The following is a 15,095-nucleotide window of genomic DNA, read 5'->3' on the forward strand; positions in this document are numbered from 1 at the left end:
AGGCAGTCAATGCCTGCCGTGACATCTAATTACACCATTCCCGCCTTGAGCATTGCGCATAAATCGTGCATAACTCCTTTATGTGCGTTTCGCGGGATGGAAGACCATGAAATTTATTGGAAAGCTGCTTGTTTATCTTCTGATAGCCCTGTTAATTGTGGTTCTGGCGTTCTATTTCCTGCTCCAGACTCGCTGGGGTGCGTCTGAGGTCAGTAGCTGGGTCACGGTCAATACCGATTACGAACTCAGTTTCGACCAGATGGATCACCGCTTCTCGTCACCTTCCCACATTATTCTGGAAAACATCACCTTTGGCCGCGACGGTAAACCCGCCACACTGGTTGCGAAAAAAGTGGATATCGGTTTAAGCAGCCGCCAGATAACCGATCCGCTGCACATGGATACCATCACCCTGTATGACGGAACGCTGAATCTCTCTCCGCAAACGGCGCCTTTGCCCTTCCAGGCAGACCGCTTGCAGTTAAACAACATGGCCTTTAACAGCCCAAATACCGACTGGGATCTGAGCGCGCAGAAAGTGACGGGCGGCGTGAGCCCGTGGCAGCCAGAGGCAGGTAACGTGCTGGGTAAAAACGCGCAGATTCAGATGAGTGCAGGTTCGCTCACCCTGAATGGCGTGCCAGCCAGTAACGTGCTGATCCAGGGGCAGCTCAACGGTAAAGAGGTGGTGCTGAACACCATTGGCGCGGATATGGCGCGCGGCTCACTCACCGGCTCTGCCCTGCGTAATGCTGATGGCAGCTGGATTATCGATTCCATGCGCCTGAATGACATCCGCCTGCAAAGCGATAAATCGCTGATGGATTTCTTTGCCCCTGTGACCACGCTGCCTTCCTTGCAGATTGGCCGGCTGGAGGTGACCGATGCCCGCCTGCAAGGCCCGGACTGGGCAGTGACCGATCTCGATTTAAGCTTGCGCAACCTGACCCTGAGCAAAGGCGACTGGCAAAGCCAGGAGGGGCGGTTATCGATGAACGCCAGTGAGTTTATCTATGGCTCTGTGCATCTGTTCGACCCAATCCTGAATGCAGAATTCGCCCCGCAGGGCATTGCGCTGCGTCAGTTTACTTCTCGCTGGGAGGGCGGCATGGTGCGTACCTCCGGCAACTGGCAGCGCGACGGGAAATCGCTGGTGCTGGACGATGCCGCCATTGCCGGGCTGGAATACACTCTGCCGCAGAACTGGAAAACCCTGTGGATGGACTCGCTTCCGGAATGGCTGAACAGCGTGACGCTGAAAAAATTCGGCCTGAGCCGCAACCTGGTGATTGATATCGATCCGGCCTTCCCGTGGCAAGTTACCTCTCTGGACGGCTACGGCGCGAACCTGCAACTGGCGAAAGACCGCCAGTGGGGCGTGTGGAGCGGCAGCGCAACGCTGAATGGCGCAGCGGCGACCTTTAACCGCGTGGACGTTCGGCGCCCGTCGCTCACGCTGAATGCCAACGCATCGACGGTTAACATCAGCGAGCTGAGCGCCTTTACCGAGAAAGGCATTCTGGAGGCCACCGCGACGGTTTCACAGCTGCCGCCACGGCAAACCACAGTCAGCCTGAACGGGCGAGGCGTGCCGCTGAACGTGATCGAACACTGGGGCTGGCCAGCACTGCCGATTGCGGGGGATGGCAATGTGCAGTTGACCGCCAGCGGCAGCGTGCAGGACAAGGCCCCGCTGAAGCCGACCGTTAACGGGAAGCTGAATGCGGTGAATATGGATAAGCAGCAGGTGCAGCAGACGATGACGGACGGCGTGGTTTCAGCACCACCCTCACCCCAGCCCTCTCCCTGAAAGGGAGAGGGAGCAAACCCTTCCCTCGCCCCTTTGGGGAGAGGGTCAGGGTGAGGGGAATTAAAGGTGAATCACCACCTCATTCCCCTCGGCTTTCACTACCACGCCCCACTCGCTACCCGCATGTGAACCGCCTTTCACGCCGCTCACCTGCTGCACGTTGCGCAGGCAGACGGACCAGTTTCGCGCTTCACCTTCACCTTTAATGGTCACCGTGCTGCCGCTGCGTGTGGCCTTCAGCGTAAACACAACAGAGCCATTCGCCGCAGGTACTTCGCTGACAGCCGTTGCGCCATCGCCCAGGTTAAACAGCTGGAAGGCGGTGCCCTCGTTCCACGCGTAGTCTGGCTTCTGGTTGTTGTTGCCCAATGCCAGCAGGGTGTTATCACGCACATACACCGGCAGGCTGCGGAAGTCGTGCTGCTGTTTATGCCAGCGGCTGCCCTGGATTTCATCGTTGTGCCACAGGTGTGTCCAGCGTCCTTCCGGCAGATAAAACTGCACATCACCCGCTTCGGAAAACACCGGCGCAACCATCATGGAATCACCGAGCATATACTGGCGGTCGAGATAATCGCACGCCGGATCGTCCGGGAATTCCAGCATCATCGCCCGCAGCATCGGAGTGCCCAGTTCACGCGCCAGCGCAGCCTGACGATATAAATACGGCATCAACTGGCATTTCAGCTGGGTGAAATGGCGCACCACGTCGCAGGACTCATCATCGTACGCCCACGGCACACGGTAGGATTTGCTGCCATGCAGGCGACTATGGCTGGAGAACAGCCCGAACGCGCACCAACGTTTGTAGACGTGCGCCGGGGCCGTATTTTCGAACCCGCCGATATCGTGGCTCCAGAAGCCAAAGCCAGACAGACCAATCGACAACCCACCGCGCAGGCTTTCTGCCATCGATTCGTAGTTGGCGTAGCAATCGCCGCCCCAGTGCACCGGGAACTGTTGCGCCCCTACAGACGCAGAACGGGCAAACAGCACCGCCTCTTCTTCGCCAACAGTTTCTTTCAGTACGTTCCACACCAGTTCGTTATAGATATAAGCGTAGTGGTTGTGCATTTTCTGCGGATCCGAGCCATCGAACCACTGCACATCGGTCGGGATACGTTCGCCGAAATCGGTTTTGAAGCAATCCACGCCAATATCCACCAGGCCTTTCAGCTTGTCGGCGTACCATTTGCAGGCTTCCGGGTTGGTGAAGTCATAAATCGCCAGGCCAGGCTGCCATTTGTCCCACTGCCATACAGAGCCATCCGGGCGCTTAAGCAGATAACCTTTCTCTTTCAGTTCGTTAAACACCGGCGATTTCTGGCCAATGTACGGGTTGATCCACACGCAGACTTTTAGCCCTTTTTCTTTCAGGCGGCGGATCATCCCTTTCGGATCCGGGAAGGTCACCGGGTCCCACTCGAAATCACACCACTGGAAGGCTTTCATCCAGAAGCAGTCGAAGTGGAAAACGTGCAGCGGCAGGTCGCGCTCAGCCATACCGTCGATAAAGCTGTTTACCGTGGCTTCGTCATAGTTGGTGGTGAACGAGGTGGTCAGCCACAGGCCGAAAGACCATGCCGGCGGCAGCGCCGGACGCCCGGTGAACTGCGTATAGCGGTTTAATACCGCTTTCGGAGTTGGGCCGTCGATCACGAAATATTCCAGATGCTCGCCTTCAACGCTGAACTGCACTTTGGAGACTTTCTCAGAGCCGATTTCAAACGAGACGTTCTCCGGGTGATTCACCAGCACGCCGTAGCCGCGGTTGGTGAGGTAGAACGGGATATTTTTGTACGACTGTTCGGTACTGGTGCCGCCGTCGCGGTTCCAGGTTTCGACCGTCTGACCGTTGCGCACCAGCGCGGTAAAGCGCTCGCCCAGCCCGTAGACCGTTTCGCCCACGCCCAGATCCAGACGTTCGAAGAGATAGTTGCGATCGGTGTTGCTGTCCTGCACGTAGCCGTTATTTTTCAGCTGACTACCGGTAATACGCTGGCCATTACGCAGGAAATCCAGCGCCCAGAACTCACCCTTAGTGACACGCACGCTGAGGTTACCGCTTTTCAGCTCAGCAAATTCCGCGTTGTTTTCAATCTCTACCTTCACGTCTTTGAGTACGTTCAGCGGATAATGTGGGCCGTTATCCAACGCCCCCTGGAAGTGCTCAATGCGCACCCCGACAATCCCTTCCTGCGGTGCGAACAGGCGAACCGTAAACATCAGGGTATCGAGCTGCCAGGTACGCTCGCGCACATCGCGCGGCGCAACGTAGACCACCAGGTCGTTGCCCTGCTGTTCCACATCGAATACCTGCACCGGGTAAGTGACATTCAGGCCCGGTTGAATGAGCCAGTTTCCATCACTGATTTTCATCTTATCGTCCTCTTAGTTCTGTAATTCTTTGCTGACCGGCAGGTTCTCAAACTCCTGCTGGTTGCGGCGCGCGCCCTGCGCCAGCTCGCCCATGATTTTGGTCAGGAATGGCGTTTTCAGCGTGTAATAGCGTTTGGCGATGATGGCGCTCAGCACATAGCACACCGCCGGTGCCAGCGTGAACAGGCCAACAATAATGCTGATGGTCGCGCTGTTTTGCGTTTTGGCTGCGGCATCGTAGCCACCGCCTGCCAGCATCCAGCCAATCATTGCCCCACCCAGCGCCAGGCCGAGTTTCAGCACGAACAGCGTGCCCGCAAAGCTGATGCCGGTAAGGCGTTTGCCGTTAGTCCATTCGCCGTAGTCGACGGTGTCGGACATCATCACCCACTGGATCGGCGTGACCAGCTGGTGCAGCACGCCGATCACAAAGATGAAGGCGAACATCAAAATCGTGGCGTGGAACGGCACGAAGAACATCGCCACGCTGACCACCGCCAGGGCGGCGTTGGTCCACCAGAAGATGCTGACTTTGCATTTCCAGTCGGTGAGCGGTTTGGCGAGCGCGGAGCCAATCAGGTTGCCGACGCAATAGGTAGTGAGGAACGCGACGAAAATTTCCGGCGAGCCCATGATCCAGGTGCAGTAGTACATCATCGCCCCGCCGCGCACGCAGACGGCAAGGATGTTGAGGATGGTGAGCACACCCACGATACGCCACTGGTCGTTGTTCCAGATATCGCGCAGGTCTTCACGCATGGAGGTGGTGCTCGGCGGCACCTGGATGCGCTCTTTAGTGGTGAAGAAGCAGAACGCCAGCATCAGGAACGCGACCACCGACAGCACGGCAATCCCGCCCTGGAATCCAAAGGCTTTGTCTTCGCCGCCAATCAGGTTCACCAGCGGCATCATCAGCACGGTGGAGAGCATTCCGCCCGCCGTCGCCAGGACAAAGCGCCATGATTGCAGGGAGATACGTTGCGTGGGGTCGTTGGTGATAACCCCGCCCAGCGCGCAGTAAGGGATGTTGACCACGGTGTAGAGCAGAGTCAGCAAGGTGTACGTGACGGCAGCGTAAATCAGTTTGCCGTTATGGCTGAGATCCGGCGTGGTGTACGCCAGCACGCAGACGATGCCAAACGGGATGGCGCCGAACAGTATCCACGGCCGGAACTTGCCCCAGCGGCTGCGGGTGCGGTCGGCAATCAGGCCCATGCACGGATCGGAGATCGCATCCAGTGCACGCGCCAGCAGGAACATCGTCCCGACAAACCCGGCAGGAATGCCGAAGATATCGGTGTAGAAAAACATCATGTACAGCATGACGTTATCAAAAATGATGTGGCTGGCGGCGTCACCCATGCCGTACCCAATCTTCTCTTTTACTGACAGAACTTCACTCATCTTTTTTTATCCTTCACGCTGTAAGAGGCGCTGAGACCGGTTTCACATGTTGTAAACCATTGGTGAAGGGGCGGGTATTGTGATTTCTGGTTAGCAGGTTATGTTTCTTCTTTTTTGTGATCGCGATAAAAGTTGATGGACACAAAATGCTAACGTGAGGATTTTCTTAGGAATTAACTGAAATGGCTTAATGCAGGTCAAAAGAGACGTGAAAAAAGTGTGTCGGGGTATGTGGTAAATGCCTGAAAGTAGCTATAATGCGCCCCGCCTCCATGTAGCAATGCAGGCGCGGAAGATCGTCATCTCCGGTGAGGTGGCTGGACTTCAAATCCAGTTGGGGACGCCAGCGTTCCCGGGCAGGTTCGACTCCTGTGATCTTCCGCCAAAAGTTTAATGCATACTAATAATATATTTTATATCTCACCTTTATCGTTTTGCTTAAGTAAACTATTTATTTGCGGCACTTCACATTTTTTATTCTCGGTTGTATTAAAGCTTTCAAAATCCTAAAAAAATTAACATGATATGTTAATGCAACATGGAAACCGAGAGGAAAAATAATGTTAGATCCAATTCTCAAACATCATATCAATAAATTTAAATCATCATTTGAACTGAACTCAAACGGAAGAAACCCACAAGAAACTAAAGTATTAGAATCTCAATGTTTCGAAAGATTTGTCAATTATGTCATGTTTAGCATCGATGATCCTGAAATTTTTACAGGGGATATTGACCTCCTAGAATTTATATCTGTAGGTGGCGGGAATGATACAGGCATCGACGGAATTGGAATTCGAATAAATGAAAAGGTAGTCCGAAGCATTGATGAAGTAAAAGAAATCGCTAAAAACTCTAGAAAATTAAATATTGATTTTATCTTTACTCAATCAAAGTTATCGTCAGGTTTTAACCTTGGAGAATTTAGCAAATTTAGCCTTGGAATTAAGAATTTTTTCTCAGAGAATTATTTGCCTGAGAACCAACATTTAAAAGAAATAAAAAAAATCAAAAACTTTATCTATTCTGATGACCAAATAATTTCCAAACTCGACAACACTCCATCAATATATATTTATTATATTACTACTGGGGATGCAAAAAATATAGATGAAAATTATCTTGGAGCGAAGAAATCTCTCGAAGATGATATAAACAATCTCGGTATGTATTTTGGGAATGTGTTGATTGAAAGCATTAACGGAAAGCAACTTATAAAATACTGCAATGAATTAGAGAATAAATTTGAAGTTTATTTGACGGTGCAAGACATTATTCCATTAATAGTTAACATGGATAATAAAGATGATATTAAAAAGTCATATGCCTTTACTTGTAAAGCGCCTGAATTTCTTAAAATACTAACAAAAGAAGATGGTCAACTTCGCCGCTCTCTATTTAATAGTAATGTGAGGGATTATCTTGGCAACAAAGGTAGCGTTAACTCCGAGATAGAAAGCACAATAAAGAAAGAACCAGAGATGTTTTTATTATGCAATAATGGCATTACCATTGTCTGCACCGAATTTGAGCAAGTCAGAGATAAATTAGTAAAAATAGAAAACCCTCAAATAGTAAACGGTTGCCAAACTAGTAACAGCATTTTTCATTTAAGAGATCAAAATAATATTGATCGAATTCAACTTATTGTTCGCTTGATTTCCACTGAGAATTTAAACATAGCCAATAATATTGTCCGAGGCACAAATAAACAGAATCAAGTTTTAGATGAAGCGTTTGAAGCCACATTACCTTTTCACCAAGATGTATTAGAGCCATTCTTTAATACTTATGAAGGTGATACAAAATTATATTATGAACGCAGGGCTAAGCAATACAATAACGTTTCTAATGTAAAAAAAACTCAAGTTGTAAATCTTAGAATATTAATTCATACGTTTACATCTACCTTCCTTAGCAAACCCCATGAATCACATCTTCATGAAGCAAAACTTCTAGAAGAATATGGTGGGAATGCAAGTAAAAGAAAAATTTTTAAGGAAAAGCATGACCCAACAATTTATTATTGCTGTGCATTGATATGGTATATGTTTGAAAAAGGAACTAGGGATAACAAAATCCCATCTAAACTTAGAACTTATAAACATCATTTATATTATATCTTCTCCAAGTTGTGTGGACCATCACCATCAAATTTAGATAAATCAAAAAATGTTACTAAATACTGTAATAATTTATTAAATGGACTAACAAATAAGAATTTCCCAGCTCTACTGGAAAAAACCATTGAGATATTCGACTATTCTCAAAAAAAATGGGAAGAGTTTGGAAAAAGCGCATACGGGATCAAAGACAATAAGGAATTTACAGATCTCGTCAGTAACATCATAGTCGAGTTAACTCAAGTTAGAGAAGAGAAAGTGGATGAGGAGTATAAAAATGAAGATAAATATGAAGGTAAAATTGTAAACATTATCAAGCGAAAAGATCATTGGTTTGGATTTATAAAACTGGAAGAATTCCAAGATAATATTTACTTTGATAATAGAGGTACTGACTACTCGCTTACTTCGCTCTCGCCTGGGGTAAACATAATATGTGAAGTGGAGAAGGGTGTATCTAAACCATATGCAACAAATATTACGATGATAGAATAAGTTATGCAAAAGATGGTGTATCGAACAAGATCCACCATCTTAAATTAATTTTTCTTATTATTCAGTTTTGCTAAACATGCCTCTTTAACCCACTTACTAAAATTCCCTTTCCCCGCAGCTTTCTCAATCTGTTCCAAAAGCTCATCCTCAAATCGAATGTTCTTCATGGTGCTCTTAGTACGGTCAAAATTTGGTTTCTTTTTCTCTTGCATGGTAGGTACCACTTCGGTTAGTTTATCTGCGCGTGGTACCTACCACACGGATTCAGAATTCTTACAACGCCCAGCAGTGTTGGAGCACTAAAGGGCGTCTAACCTCACCAACTATCAAGGAGTTGATTATGGCTGATTTGCATTCTACCTCAGACACCAACGAAACCGGAACCGAGCGTTCGTTAATTGTGGGATATCGCCCGAAGGTTCACGACAAATCTACACCCAATATTATTCTTTCTGGCAAATGGCTGCGCGCTGCGGGGTTTGAAACCGGACATCAGGTTACGGTGAAGGTCATGAAAGGCTGCATCGTGTTGATGGCGTATAGCGAGAACGAACAGAAGTTGCTGGATGATTACAAGCAAGCGCAAGCGAAGTTGACCGAAATACAGGGTGCATTGGCTCATTAGTTTTTCCGGAAACCTGGATAACAAAACAGACGGGTAAGCCTGGAGGCAACAAAATGAAAACGTTAAATGAAGCGATTGCATCCCGTCCACCGGAAAGCCAGCTGCGAGTTAAAGAGATGGCAGAGGAAATGAGCCTTGCAATCGATCAGCAACTGGATCAGAAAGAGGAAAAGCTGTCGCAAGCAACTTGTAAGCCGGACTAACAAGTTCCACCTGGGGTTAAGAACTCATAATAAGCATCATTATTCATGTTTGGTGACGTGTTCCCTCTCTCCCAAAGGGAGAGAGGACAACCGTGCAGACTTTTTTTGAGGGGAATTCCCGAGCCCCAGCGGGGTAAATACTATTCCCCCAACCGCATATGCAGCAACGGAAACGGATTCCCTTGCCCGTCCAGCGCTGAGCGGCCAATCTGCTCAAACCCCATATGGCGATAAAACGCGACGCCCTGCGGGTTTTGCTCGTTAACATCCACTTCGTTCGCGCCAAAATGTTCAATGGCGTATTTCAGCAGTAATTTGCCCACACCTTTGCCACGGCTTACGTCATCGACAAATAACATCTCAATACGGTTTTCATCGACGCCTAAAAAGCCGTGAATCGCTCCCGTTTCATCACGGGCAATCACGACCCGGAGGTTGGGTAAATACGCGTTAAGCAATAACGGGCGCAGCGCCGCAATATCGCTTTCCTGTAAAAAGTGGTGAGTGGCACGAACAGAAGATTCCCAGATCGCGACAAGACGTTCGAATTGTGAGGGGATGGCGGTTTCTATTTTCATCGGGGGATCATGGCTATCAGCCAGCCTAAAATCAAGCCATCAGAAGTAGAGAAAGTCTTAGGCCAAAAGGAAAAAGTTGCAGGGCTAATGCAAAGGCATGAATGTGAAAGCGCCAGCCAAGAACAAAACTTCGATCTGAATACGATGGCTACATAAGCGGCTGGAGATCCTGAAATGGCAGATCAAAGCGATGGCTTTCTCAAAGATGAATATTTAAAACTACAGGACCAATACGAAGACTACGATCGCAGGGCTTTAGTGATAAAGGGGTGGATTGGTGCTGGCGCCTTAGCTGGGTTCGCATTGGGTACTAATGCAGACAAACATGTCACATTACTCACCCTGTTTGCTATTTCGTTGATCGCCCTGTGCTTCTGGTATCTCGAAGCAAAATGGAAAACATTCCAGTATGCTATTGCGGATCGAATCCGGATTATTGAAGCGCACTTTCGCCAGGACCCACATGTGTTATTCAAAGATCCGAAGCCACTACAAATATATCATTGGTGGTTTAAGTCTTACTCGAAAGATGAACCCATCTACGGTTACGAGACCGCCTACAGACCAGCCAAAAAATGGCAACGATTCAGAAGCGCTGCATTTCAGGATTTTGTTCACCTACCCTATTCGCTCATTATTGTCCTCTGCATTTTGATAGGGGTAATAGATTCAATAGCGGATAAGCCTCCCTCAGATCCATGCAAACCTACATGTGTTCTGTCCCAAGTTGTGCCAGGAATTGCAGTACCTTCAACCGCCTATGTCTGTATCTTGAGCAAATAATAACGCTTCTCTGCGACCTGTCCCCCTCACCCTAACCCTCTCCCAAAGGGAGAGGGGACTCATTGAACTACGCCCGCACCTCCATCACCGCATACACCCCATCCTTCGGCACGATCACGGTGACATTTTCCACCGGCACACCCGCCGCGAGGTGAATATCCTGCAACTGCTGCAACGAGCGCGGGAAGATGTGTTCCCAGCCAATGCAGCGCAGGGTAAAGTCGATTTGCGGGCTACTGGTCAGCATGTTCGACACAATCACCGCGCCGCCAGGCCTCACCAGCCGCAGCGCGCGTTGCAAAAAAATCGCCGCATCGGCGTCATTGAAATACTCGAAAATTCCCAGCGCGTCGACCAGTTCGGCCTGATGGTCACCCAGCTCAAGCAGGAGATCCTCATTGCGCACCAGGGTATGCACCAGATCGCGTCTGAGCAAAGTCAGCTGTTCACCCACGGTCAACCCTTCCTGCGCGGCCATGGTTTCCGCCCAGCGCAGGGCAACCGGGTCCTTATCCACCAGCGTCAGATACACCTGCTGACCCTCGAGCTTCGCATTACGCAGCGCCTCCAGTACCGGGATGGCGGCACCACTCGCCAGGCTCACCCAGTTGTTCTCACTCTTGTTGTGGATGTACCTCTCCACCAGTGCAGCCAGTACCTTTGCGCGGGAACGAACACCGATGGCATCGTTGGCATGGATAAACCACTGGCGGCTGTCGCTGTCCATTTTTGTGCCTTCGGGGAGGCGGTCTTCCAGCGGATTTTGCACCACAAACAGCGCCAGCGCAGTGGGGACAAGCCGGGTGCGCCAGGCTTCCAGCGCCGGGCGATTGCGGTAAGCCTGCTCAGAATAACGGTTTTGAGGGACAAGCGCCGCCCGCCCTCCTTCTTCGAATTCAATCAGCGGCGGTCGCAGTGCCGGATCGGCTTTCAGCGCCCGATCAAGCGCAGCGATCTCACGCGCAGTGTCGTCCTTCATCGGCCACTGGTCGCTAACGTCGGGAAAAGAGGCGCTAAAAATGGTCATATTCGCCGGCGCATTGTCGCGAAAAGGCTGCCAGTTCATCTCGTCGTCTCCCGTTGCGCTTTTAACGGAAGTCTATCCAGGCAGGCCAGTAATACCCTACGAAGAAAGCACGATCTTCACTGCTTAACCCACACGAGTTGATCCACCTGGAACCCCAAACTACGTGCAGTCTTCAGGTAATCCTGCTTCACCGCATCCGGGATGGTTGGCGTGCGCGACAGGATCCACAGGTAGTCGCGGTTCGGGCCGCTGACCAGCGCGTACTGATACTTATCGTCCAGCCTGATCACGTTATACCCGCCGTAGAACGGGCCGAAGAACGACACCTTCAGCGCGGCGGTAGTTGGCGCGCCGGTGAAGTACGCTTTACCCTGGCTCTCGTTCCACTCGTTCTTCTCCGGATCGTAACCCCGGTTAAGGACGCTAATACCGCCGTCGCTGCGCTCGCCATAGGTTGCCGTTACCTGCTCCAGCCCGCGCTCAAAGCGGTTTTCCAGGCGGGCGATTTCATACCATTTGCCGAGATAGCGGCTGGCATCAAAGCCGGTAATAGGCTGCACGCCTTTCGGCGGCGTGGGTGATTTACAGGCCACCAGAGTCAGGGCAATGGCGACACCGGTGACAACAGGCCATAGCTTCATGAGAATTCCTTTCATTTACGCGGTTGGATGTTAAGTGTAGTGCAGCGCTCTGGCGCTTCATCCCGTCGGGGAAAATTCGTAGTATATTGAGATTATTCCACCTCTCCGGATGCAGACATGGCCTACTCCATCGGCGAATTCGCCAGACTCAGCGGCATCACTGCCACCACGCTGCGCGCGTGGCAGCGCCGCTATGGTTTGCTCAAGCCGCAGCGCACAGAGGGTGGCCACCGTCTTTACAGCGAAGAAGACGTGCAGCAGGCGCTGAAAATCCTCGACTGGGTGAAAAAAGGCGTGCCGATTGGCCAGGTCAAACCGCTGCTGGAACGCCCGGTGCCGCGTCGCACCAACAACTGGCAGACGCTGCAACAGACCATGCTTGAGCGTCTCAAAGAGGGCAAAATCGAGTCCCTGCGCCAGATGATCTACGACGCTGGTCGGGAATATCCGAGGGCAGAACTGGTGGCAAACGTCCTGCGTCCGCTGCGCAGCCAGGTTTCAGCCAACGTTCCCGCAGCCATGACGCTGCGTGAAATCCTCGACGGCATCTTCATCGCCTACACCTCGTTTTGCCTGGAGGGCGATAAAAAAGCCCCGGGCGACAACCTCCTGCTCACCGGCTGGTACCTGAACGATCCTTGTGAAGTCTGGCTCGAAGCCTTAACACGTACCGGCCAGGGTCACCGTATCGACATTTTGCCCACGCCTCCTGCCATGCTGGCACCGGAGATTTTTCCGGACAGGAAATGGCTGCTGGTGACCCGCGGCAAACTCACCGCGGCGCGGAAAAAACAGGTGGAGCAGTGGCAGCAGCAGGTATCGCTGGACGTCATTATCCTCTGATTATTTTCCTCTGCGGGAAACTTCACGAAAAGTTGAATATTTTCCCGCGCCACAGATGCTAACGTTTTCCTGTGACTGATAACTCCACAGGAAGACACCGTGAAAAAGACAACTCCCCTGCTGATCCTGGCCGCCATGGCCTTTGCCCCCGCCGCGTTTAGCGCCCCTGTCGGTACGCTGAGCGTTCACGTTCTTGACCAGCAAACCGGTACACCGCCTCCAGGCGTTACCGTCACGCTGGAAAAGCAGCAGCAGGATAAATGGACCCCGCTTGCCAGCGGCAAAACCGACCAGGACGGACGCATCAAATCCCTCTACCCGGAGGATCAGGATATGCAGCCAGGTGTCTACAAAGTGACGTTCAAAACGGCTGATTACTTCCACGCGAAGAAGCTGGACACGTTCTTCCCGGAGATCCCGGTGCTGTTCACCGTGACTCGCACCAACGAAAAGCTGCACATCCCGCTTCTGCTTAGCCAGTACGGTTACTCGACTTACAAGGGTAGTTAATTCCCATTGATTTTAAACGGAAAGAAAAAATAACCCCGCCAATACTTGGACAAATTACACATGTTGTGTAAGTTTTAAGTATGACTCTGGAGGTAAATACCATGACAACGAAACCTGTGCTCGGTATTAGCGGATGCTTGACCGGTTCCGCCGTTCGCTTTGACGGCGGACACAAGCGTATGGGCTTTGTCATGGACGAACTGGCTCAGTGGGTCAGCTTCAGGCCGGTCTGCCCTGAAATGGCGATTGGCCTGCCTACGCCGCGCCCTGCCATTCGTTTAACGCTGACAGATAGCGGCGACACGCAACTGCGTTTCAGCAAGCCACCTCACGAAAACCTCACGCAGAAAATGGCGGATTTTACGGCGGATTACCTGCCTAAAATCGACGATCTGGCGGGATTTATCGTCTGTGCGAAATCGCCAAGCTGCGGCATGGAGCGCGTACGTCTGTATGATGAAAACGGCAACCGGGGCCGCAAGGAGGGTGTCGGGCTGTTCACCGCCGCCCTCCTTGAAACCAGGCCGTGGCTGCCCGTGGAGGAAGATGGTCGTTTGCACGACCCGGTGCTACGGGAAAACTTCATCGAGCGCGTATTTGCCCTGCATGAGCTGAATACCCTGCGAGCCAACGGCCTGACGCGCCGCACGCTGCTGGATTTCCACAGCCGCTACAAACTACAGCTGCTGGCGCACCATCAGGCGGGCTACCGCGAGATCGGCCCGTTCGTCGCTTCGTTGCACGAGTGGGAAGATCTGGACGCTTTCTTTGTGGCGTACCGGGATAAGCTGATGGCGATCCTGAAGCAACCTGCCTCGCGGAAAAATCACACTAACGTGCTGATGCATATTCAGGGCTACTTCCGAAATCAGCTCAACAGCCGCCAGCGTGGCGAACTGCGCGATGTGATCCTGCACTATCGCGACGGGCTACTGCCAATTCTCGCGCCGCTGACTCTGCTCAAACACTACATGGCCGAATATCCTGACCGGTATCTGATGACGCAAAACTATTTTGATCCCTATCCGGACGATTTAGGTCTGCGCCTGGCTATCACCTGAAAGAAAGTATGCGAAGGGTCCATGGAACGAAAGAGGCCCCAGGCAGTACCCCGTTTAGACGACACCCTCACTGTCGTCTTTTTTTTACGCTGCGCTCAGCGCCTGAGCCAACGCCTGGCTGAACTGCGGTAACTTGTCGCGATTCGCCGCCGCCACTTCATAAAACGCCAGCGGTGGCAGCCAGTTCATGCCCACATACAGCGCGCTGGCTTTCATTGGGCTGAGTACCTCATCCATCGAGCTTTGGATCAGCCCTTCGTGGGAGTAGGTAAACGGACTGGCGCCTGCGGAAGTGACCACCATCAGGCTTTTCCCTTTCAGGGCATCGCCACCCGCACCAAACGCCCAGCCGTACTGCCACACTTCATTCAGATAGCCTTTCAGCATCGGCGTCAGGTTGAACCAGTGAGTCGGGTAGATAAACACCACGCGGTCAACGCCGTCATAAGCCGCCTGCTCTGCCGCCACATCGATGGCGTTCACGTCGTTGCCGTACATCGCTTCCAGGTTGCGGACGATGACGTTATCCACACCTTCCGCTGTCTGCTGTAACGCCTTGATAATACGAGACTGAGATGCATAAGGGTGGGATACAATCGCTAAGGTTTTCATG

16 protein-coding genes and 1 tRNA gene are annotated in these 15,095 nt (G+C 51.5%); 10 read left to right on the plus strand and 7 right to left on the minus strand.

What is annotated here, in order from left to right:
* The first annotated feature begins 106 nt into the window (after nucleotides 1–106).
* On the plus strand, nucleotides 107–1,810 hold the full coding sequence (locus tag F3J30_RS18525) for an AsmA family protein (protein WP_166718155.1): 1,704 nt from the start codon (nucleotides 107–109) through the stop codon (nucleotides 1,808–1,810).
* A gap of 60 nt (nucleotides 1,811–1,870) precedes the next feature.
* Here F3J30_RS18525 and yicI read toward each other — a convergent pair whose 3' ends face one another.
* Together yicI and F3J30_RS18535 are read right to left on the minus strand one after the other, a co-directional pair.
* Nucleotides 1,871–4,189, minus strand: a complete 2,319-nt coding sequence (gene yicI, locus F3J30_RS18530; protein WP_166718156.1) for an alpha-xylosidase — start codon at nucleotides 4,187–4,189, stop codon at nucleotides 1,871–1,873.
* A 12-nt stretch (nucleotides 4,190–4,201) separates the two neighbouring features.
* A complete protein-coding gene (locus tag F3J30_RS18535) occupies nucleotides 4,202–5,593 on the minus strand; it encodes a glycoside-pentoside-hexuronide family transporter (protein ID WP_166718157.1) in 1,392 nt (463 codons plus the stop codon).
* A gap of 290 nt (nucleotides 5,594–5,883) precedes the next feature.
* Here F3J30_RS18535 and F3J30_RS18540 point away from each other — a divergent pair.
* Both F3J30_RS18540 and F3J30_RS18545 read left to right on the plus strand, forming a co-directional pair.
* Nucleotides 5,884–5,978 (plus strand) — tRNA-Sec (locus F3J30_RS18540).
* A gap of 175 nt (nucleotides 5,979–6,153) precedes the next feature.
* The gene (locus tag F3J30_RS18545; protein ID WP_166718158.1) at nucleotides 6,154–8,211 is read left to right on the plus strand and encodes an AIPR family protein; all 2,058 of its coding nucleotides are present in this window, start codon (nucleotides 6,154–6,156) and stop codon (nucleotides 8,209–8,211) included.
* Between the two features lie 44 nt (nucleotides 8,212–8,255).
* Here the strand turns inward: F3J30_RS18545 and F3J30_RS18550 are convergent, their stop codons facing one another.
* Nucleotides 8,256–8,423 (minus strand): YlcI/YnfO family protein, encoded by a 168-nt coding sequence (locus tag F3J30_RS18550; RefSeq protein ID WP_166718159.1) that lies wholly within the window; start codon nucleotides 8,421–8,423, stop codon nucleotides 8,256–8,258.
* A gap of 128 nt (nucleotides 8,424–8,551) precedes the next feature.
* Here F3J30_RS18550 and F3J30_RS18555 point away from each other — a divergent pair, with 128 nt between their 5' ends.
* Together F3J30_RS18555 and F3J30_RS18560 are read left to right on the plus strand one after the other, a co-directional pair.
* On the plus strand, nucleotides 8,552–8,836 hold the full coding sequence (locus F3J30_RS18555; RefSeq protein WP_166718160.1) for a SymE family type I addiction module toxin: 285 nt from the start codon (nucleotides 8,552–8,554) through the stop codon (nucleotides 8,834–8,836).
* 53 nt (nucleotides 8,837–8,889) lie between these two features.
* Complete coding sequence (locus F3J30_RS18560) at nucleotides 8,890–9,039, plus strand: hypothetical protein (protein WP_166718161.1); 150 nt, start codon at nucleotides 8,890–8,892, stop codon at nucleotides 9,037–9,039.
* A 140-nt stretch (nucleotides 9,040–9,179) separates the two neighbouring features.
* On the opposite strand, the gene F3J30_RS18565 is transcribed toward F3J30_RS18560, so the two are convergent.
* Nucleotides 9,180–9,617, minus strand: a complete 438-nt coding sequence (locus F3J30_RS18565; protein WP_166718162.1) for an acetyltransferase — start codon at nucleotides 9,615–9,617, stop codon at nucleotides 9,180–9,182.
* A gap of 9 nt (nucleotides 9,618–9,626) precedes the next feature.
* On the opposite strand from F3J30_RS18565, the gene F3J30_RS18570 reads away from it, so the two are divergent.
* Together F3J30_RS18570 and F3J30_RS18575 are read left to right on the plus strand one after the other, a co-directional pair.
* A complete protein-coding gene (locus F3J30_RS18570; protein ID WP_166718163.1) occupies nucleotides 9,627–9,773 on the plus strand; it encodes a hypothetical protein in 147 nt (48 codons plus the stop codon).
* Between the two features lie 18 nt (nucleotides 9,774–9,791).
* Nucleotides 9,792–10,400, plus strand: coding sequence for a hypothetical protein (locus F3J30_RS18575; RefSeq protein ID WP_166718164.1), 609 nt, complete (start codon nucleotides 9,792–9,794; stop codon nucleotides 10,398–10,400).
* Nucleotides 10,401–10,467: 67 nt separating this feature from the next.
* Here the strand turns inward: F3J30_RS18575 and F3J30_RS18580 are convergent, their stop codons facing one another.
* The gene (locus F3J30_RS18580; protein WP_166718165.1) at nucleotides 10,468–11,466 is read right to left on the minus strand and encodes a class I SAM-dependent methyltransferase; all 999 of its coding nucleotides are present in this window, start codon (nucleotides 11,464–11,466) and stop codon (nucleotides 10,468–10,470) included.
* A gap of 77 nt (nucleotides 11,467–11,543) precedes the next feature.
* A complete protein-coding gene (locus F3J30_RS18585; protein ID WP_166718166.1) occupies nucleotides 11,544–12,068 on the minus strand; it encodes a lipocalin family protein in 525 nt (174 codons plus the stop codon).
* A gap of 117 nt (nucleotides 12,069–12,185) precedes the next feature.
* Between F3J30_RS18585 and F3J30_RS18590 the strand changes: the two genes are divergently transcribed.
* From F3J30_RS18590 to F3J30_RS18600, 3 genes are all read left to right on the plus strand, one after another.
* Nucleotides 12,186–12,911, plus strand: coding sequence for a MerR family transcriptional regulator (locus F3J30_RS18590; RefSeq protein WP_166718167.1), 726 nt, complete (start codon nucleotides 12,186–12,188; stop codon nucleotides 12,909–12,911).
* A gap of 99 nt (nucleotides 12,912–13,010) precedes the next feature.
* Nucleotides 13,011–13,421: a hydroxyisourate hydrolase gene (uraH, locus tag F3J30_RS18595; protein WP_166718168.1), complete on the plus strand. Its 411-nt coding sequence runs from the start codon at nucleotides 13,011–13,013 to the stop codon at nucleotides 13,419–13,421.
* Between the two features lie 101 nt (nucleotides 13,422–13,522).
* Nucleotides 13,523–14,482, plus strand: coding sequence for a DUF523 and DUF1722 domain-containing protein (locus F3J30_RS18600; RefSeq protein ID WP_014068319.1), 960 nt, complete (start codon nucleotides 13,523–13,525; stop codon nucleotides 14,480–14,482).
* Nucleotides 14,483–14,566: 84 nt separating this feature from the next.
* On the opposite strand, the gene F3J30_RS18605 is transcribed toward F3J30_RS18600, so the two are convergent.
* On the minus strand, nucleotides 14,567–15,094 hold the full coding sequence (locus F3J30_RS18605; protein ID WP_014068318.1) for an NAD(P)H-dependent oxidoreductase: 528 nt from the start codon (nucleotides 15,092–15,094) through the stop codon (nucleotides 14,567–14,569).
* Nucleotide 15,095: the final 1 nt, after the last annotated feature.

The sequence above is a fragment of the Enterobacter sp. Tr-810 genome, from assembly GCF_011752765.1.
Taxonomy (GTDB): Bacteria; Pseudomonadota; Gammaproteobacteria; order Enterobacterales; family Enterobacteriaceae; genus Enterobacter; species Enterobacter soli.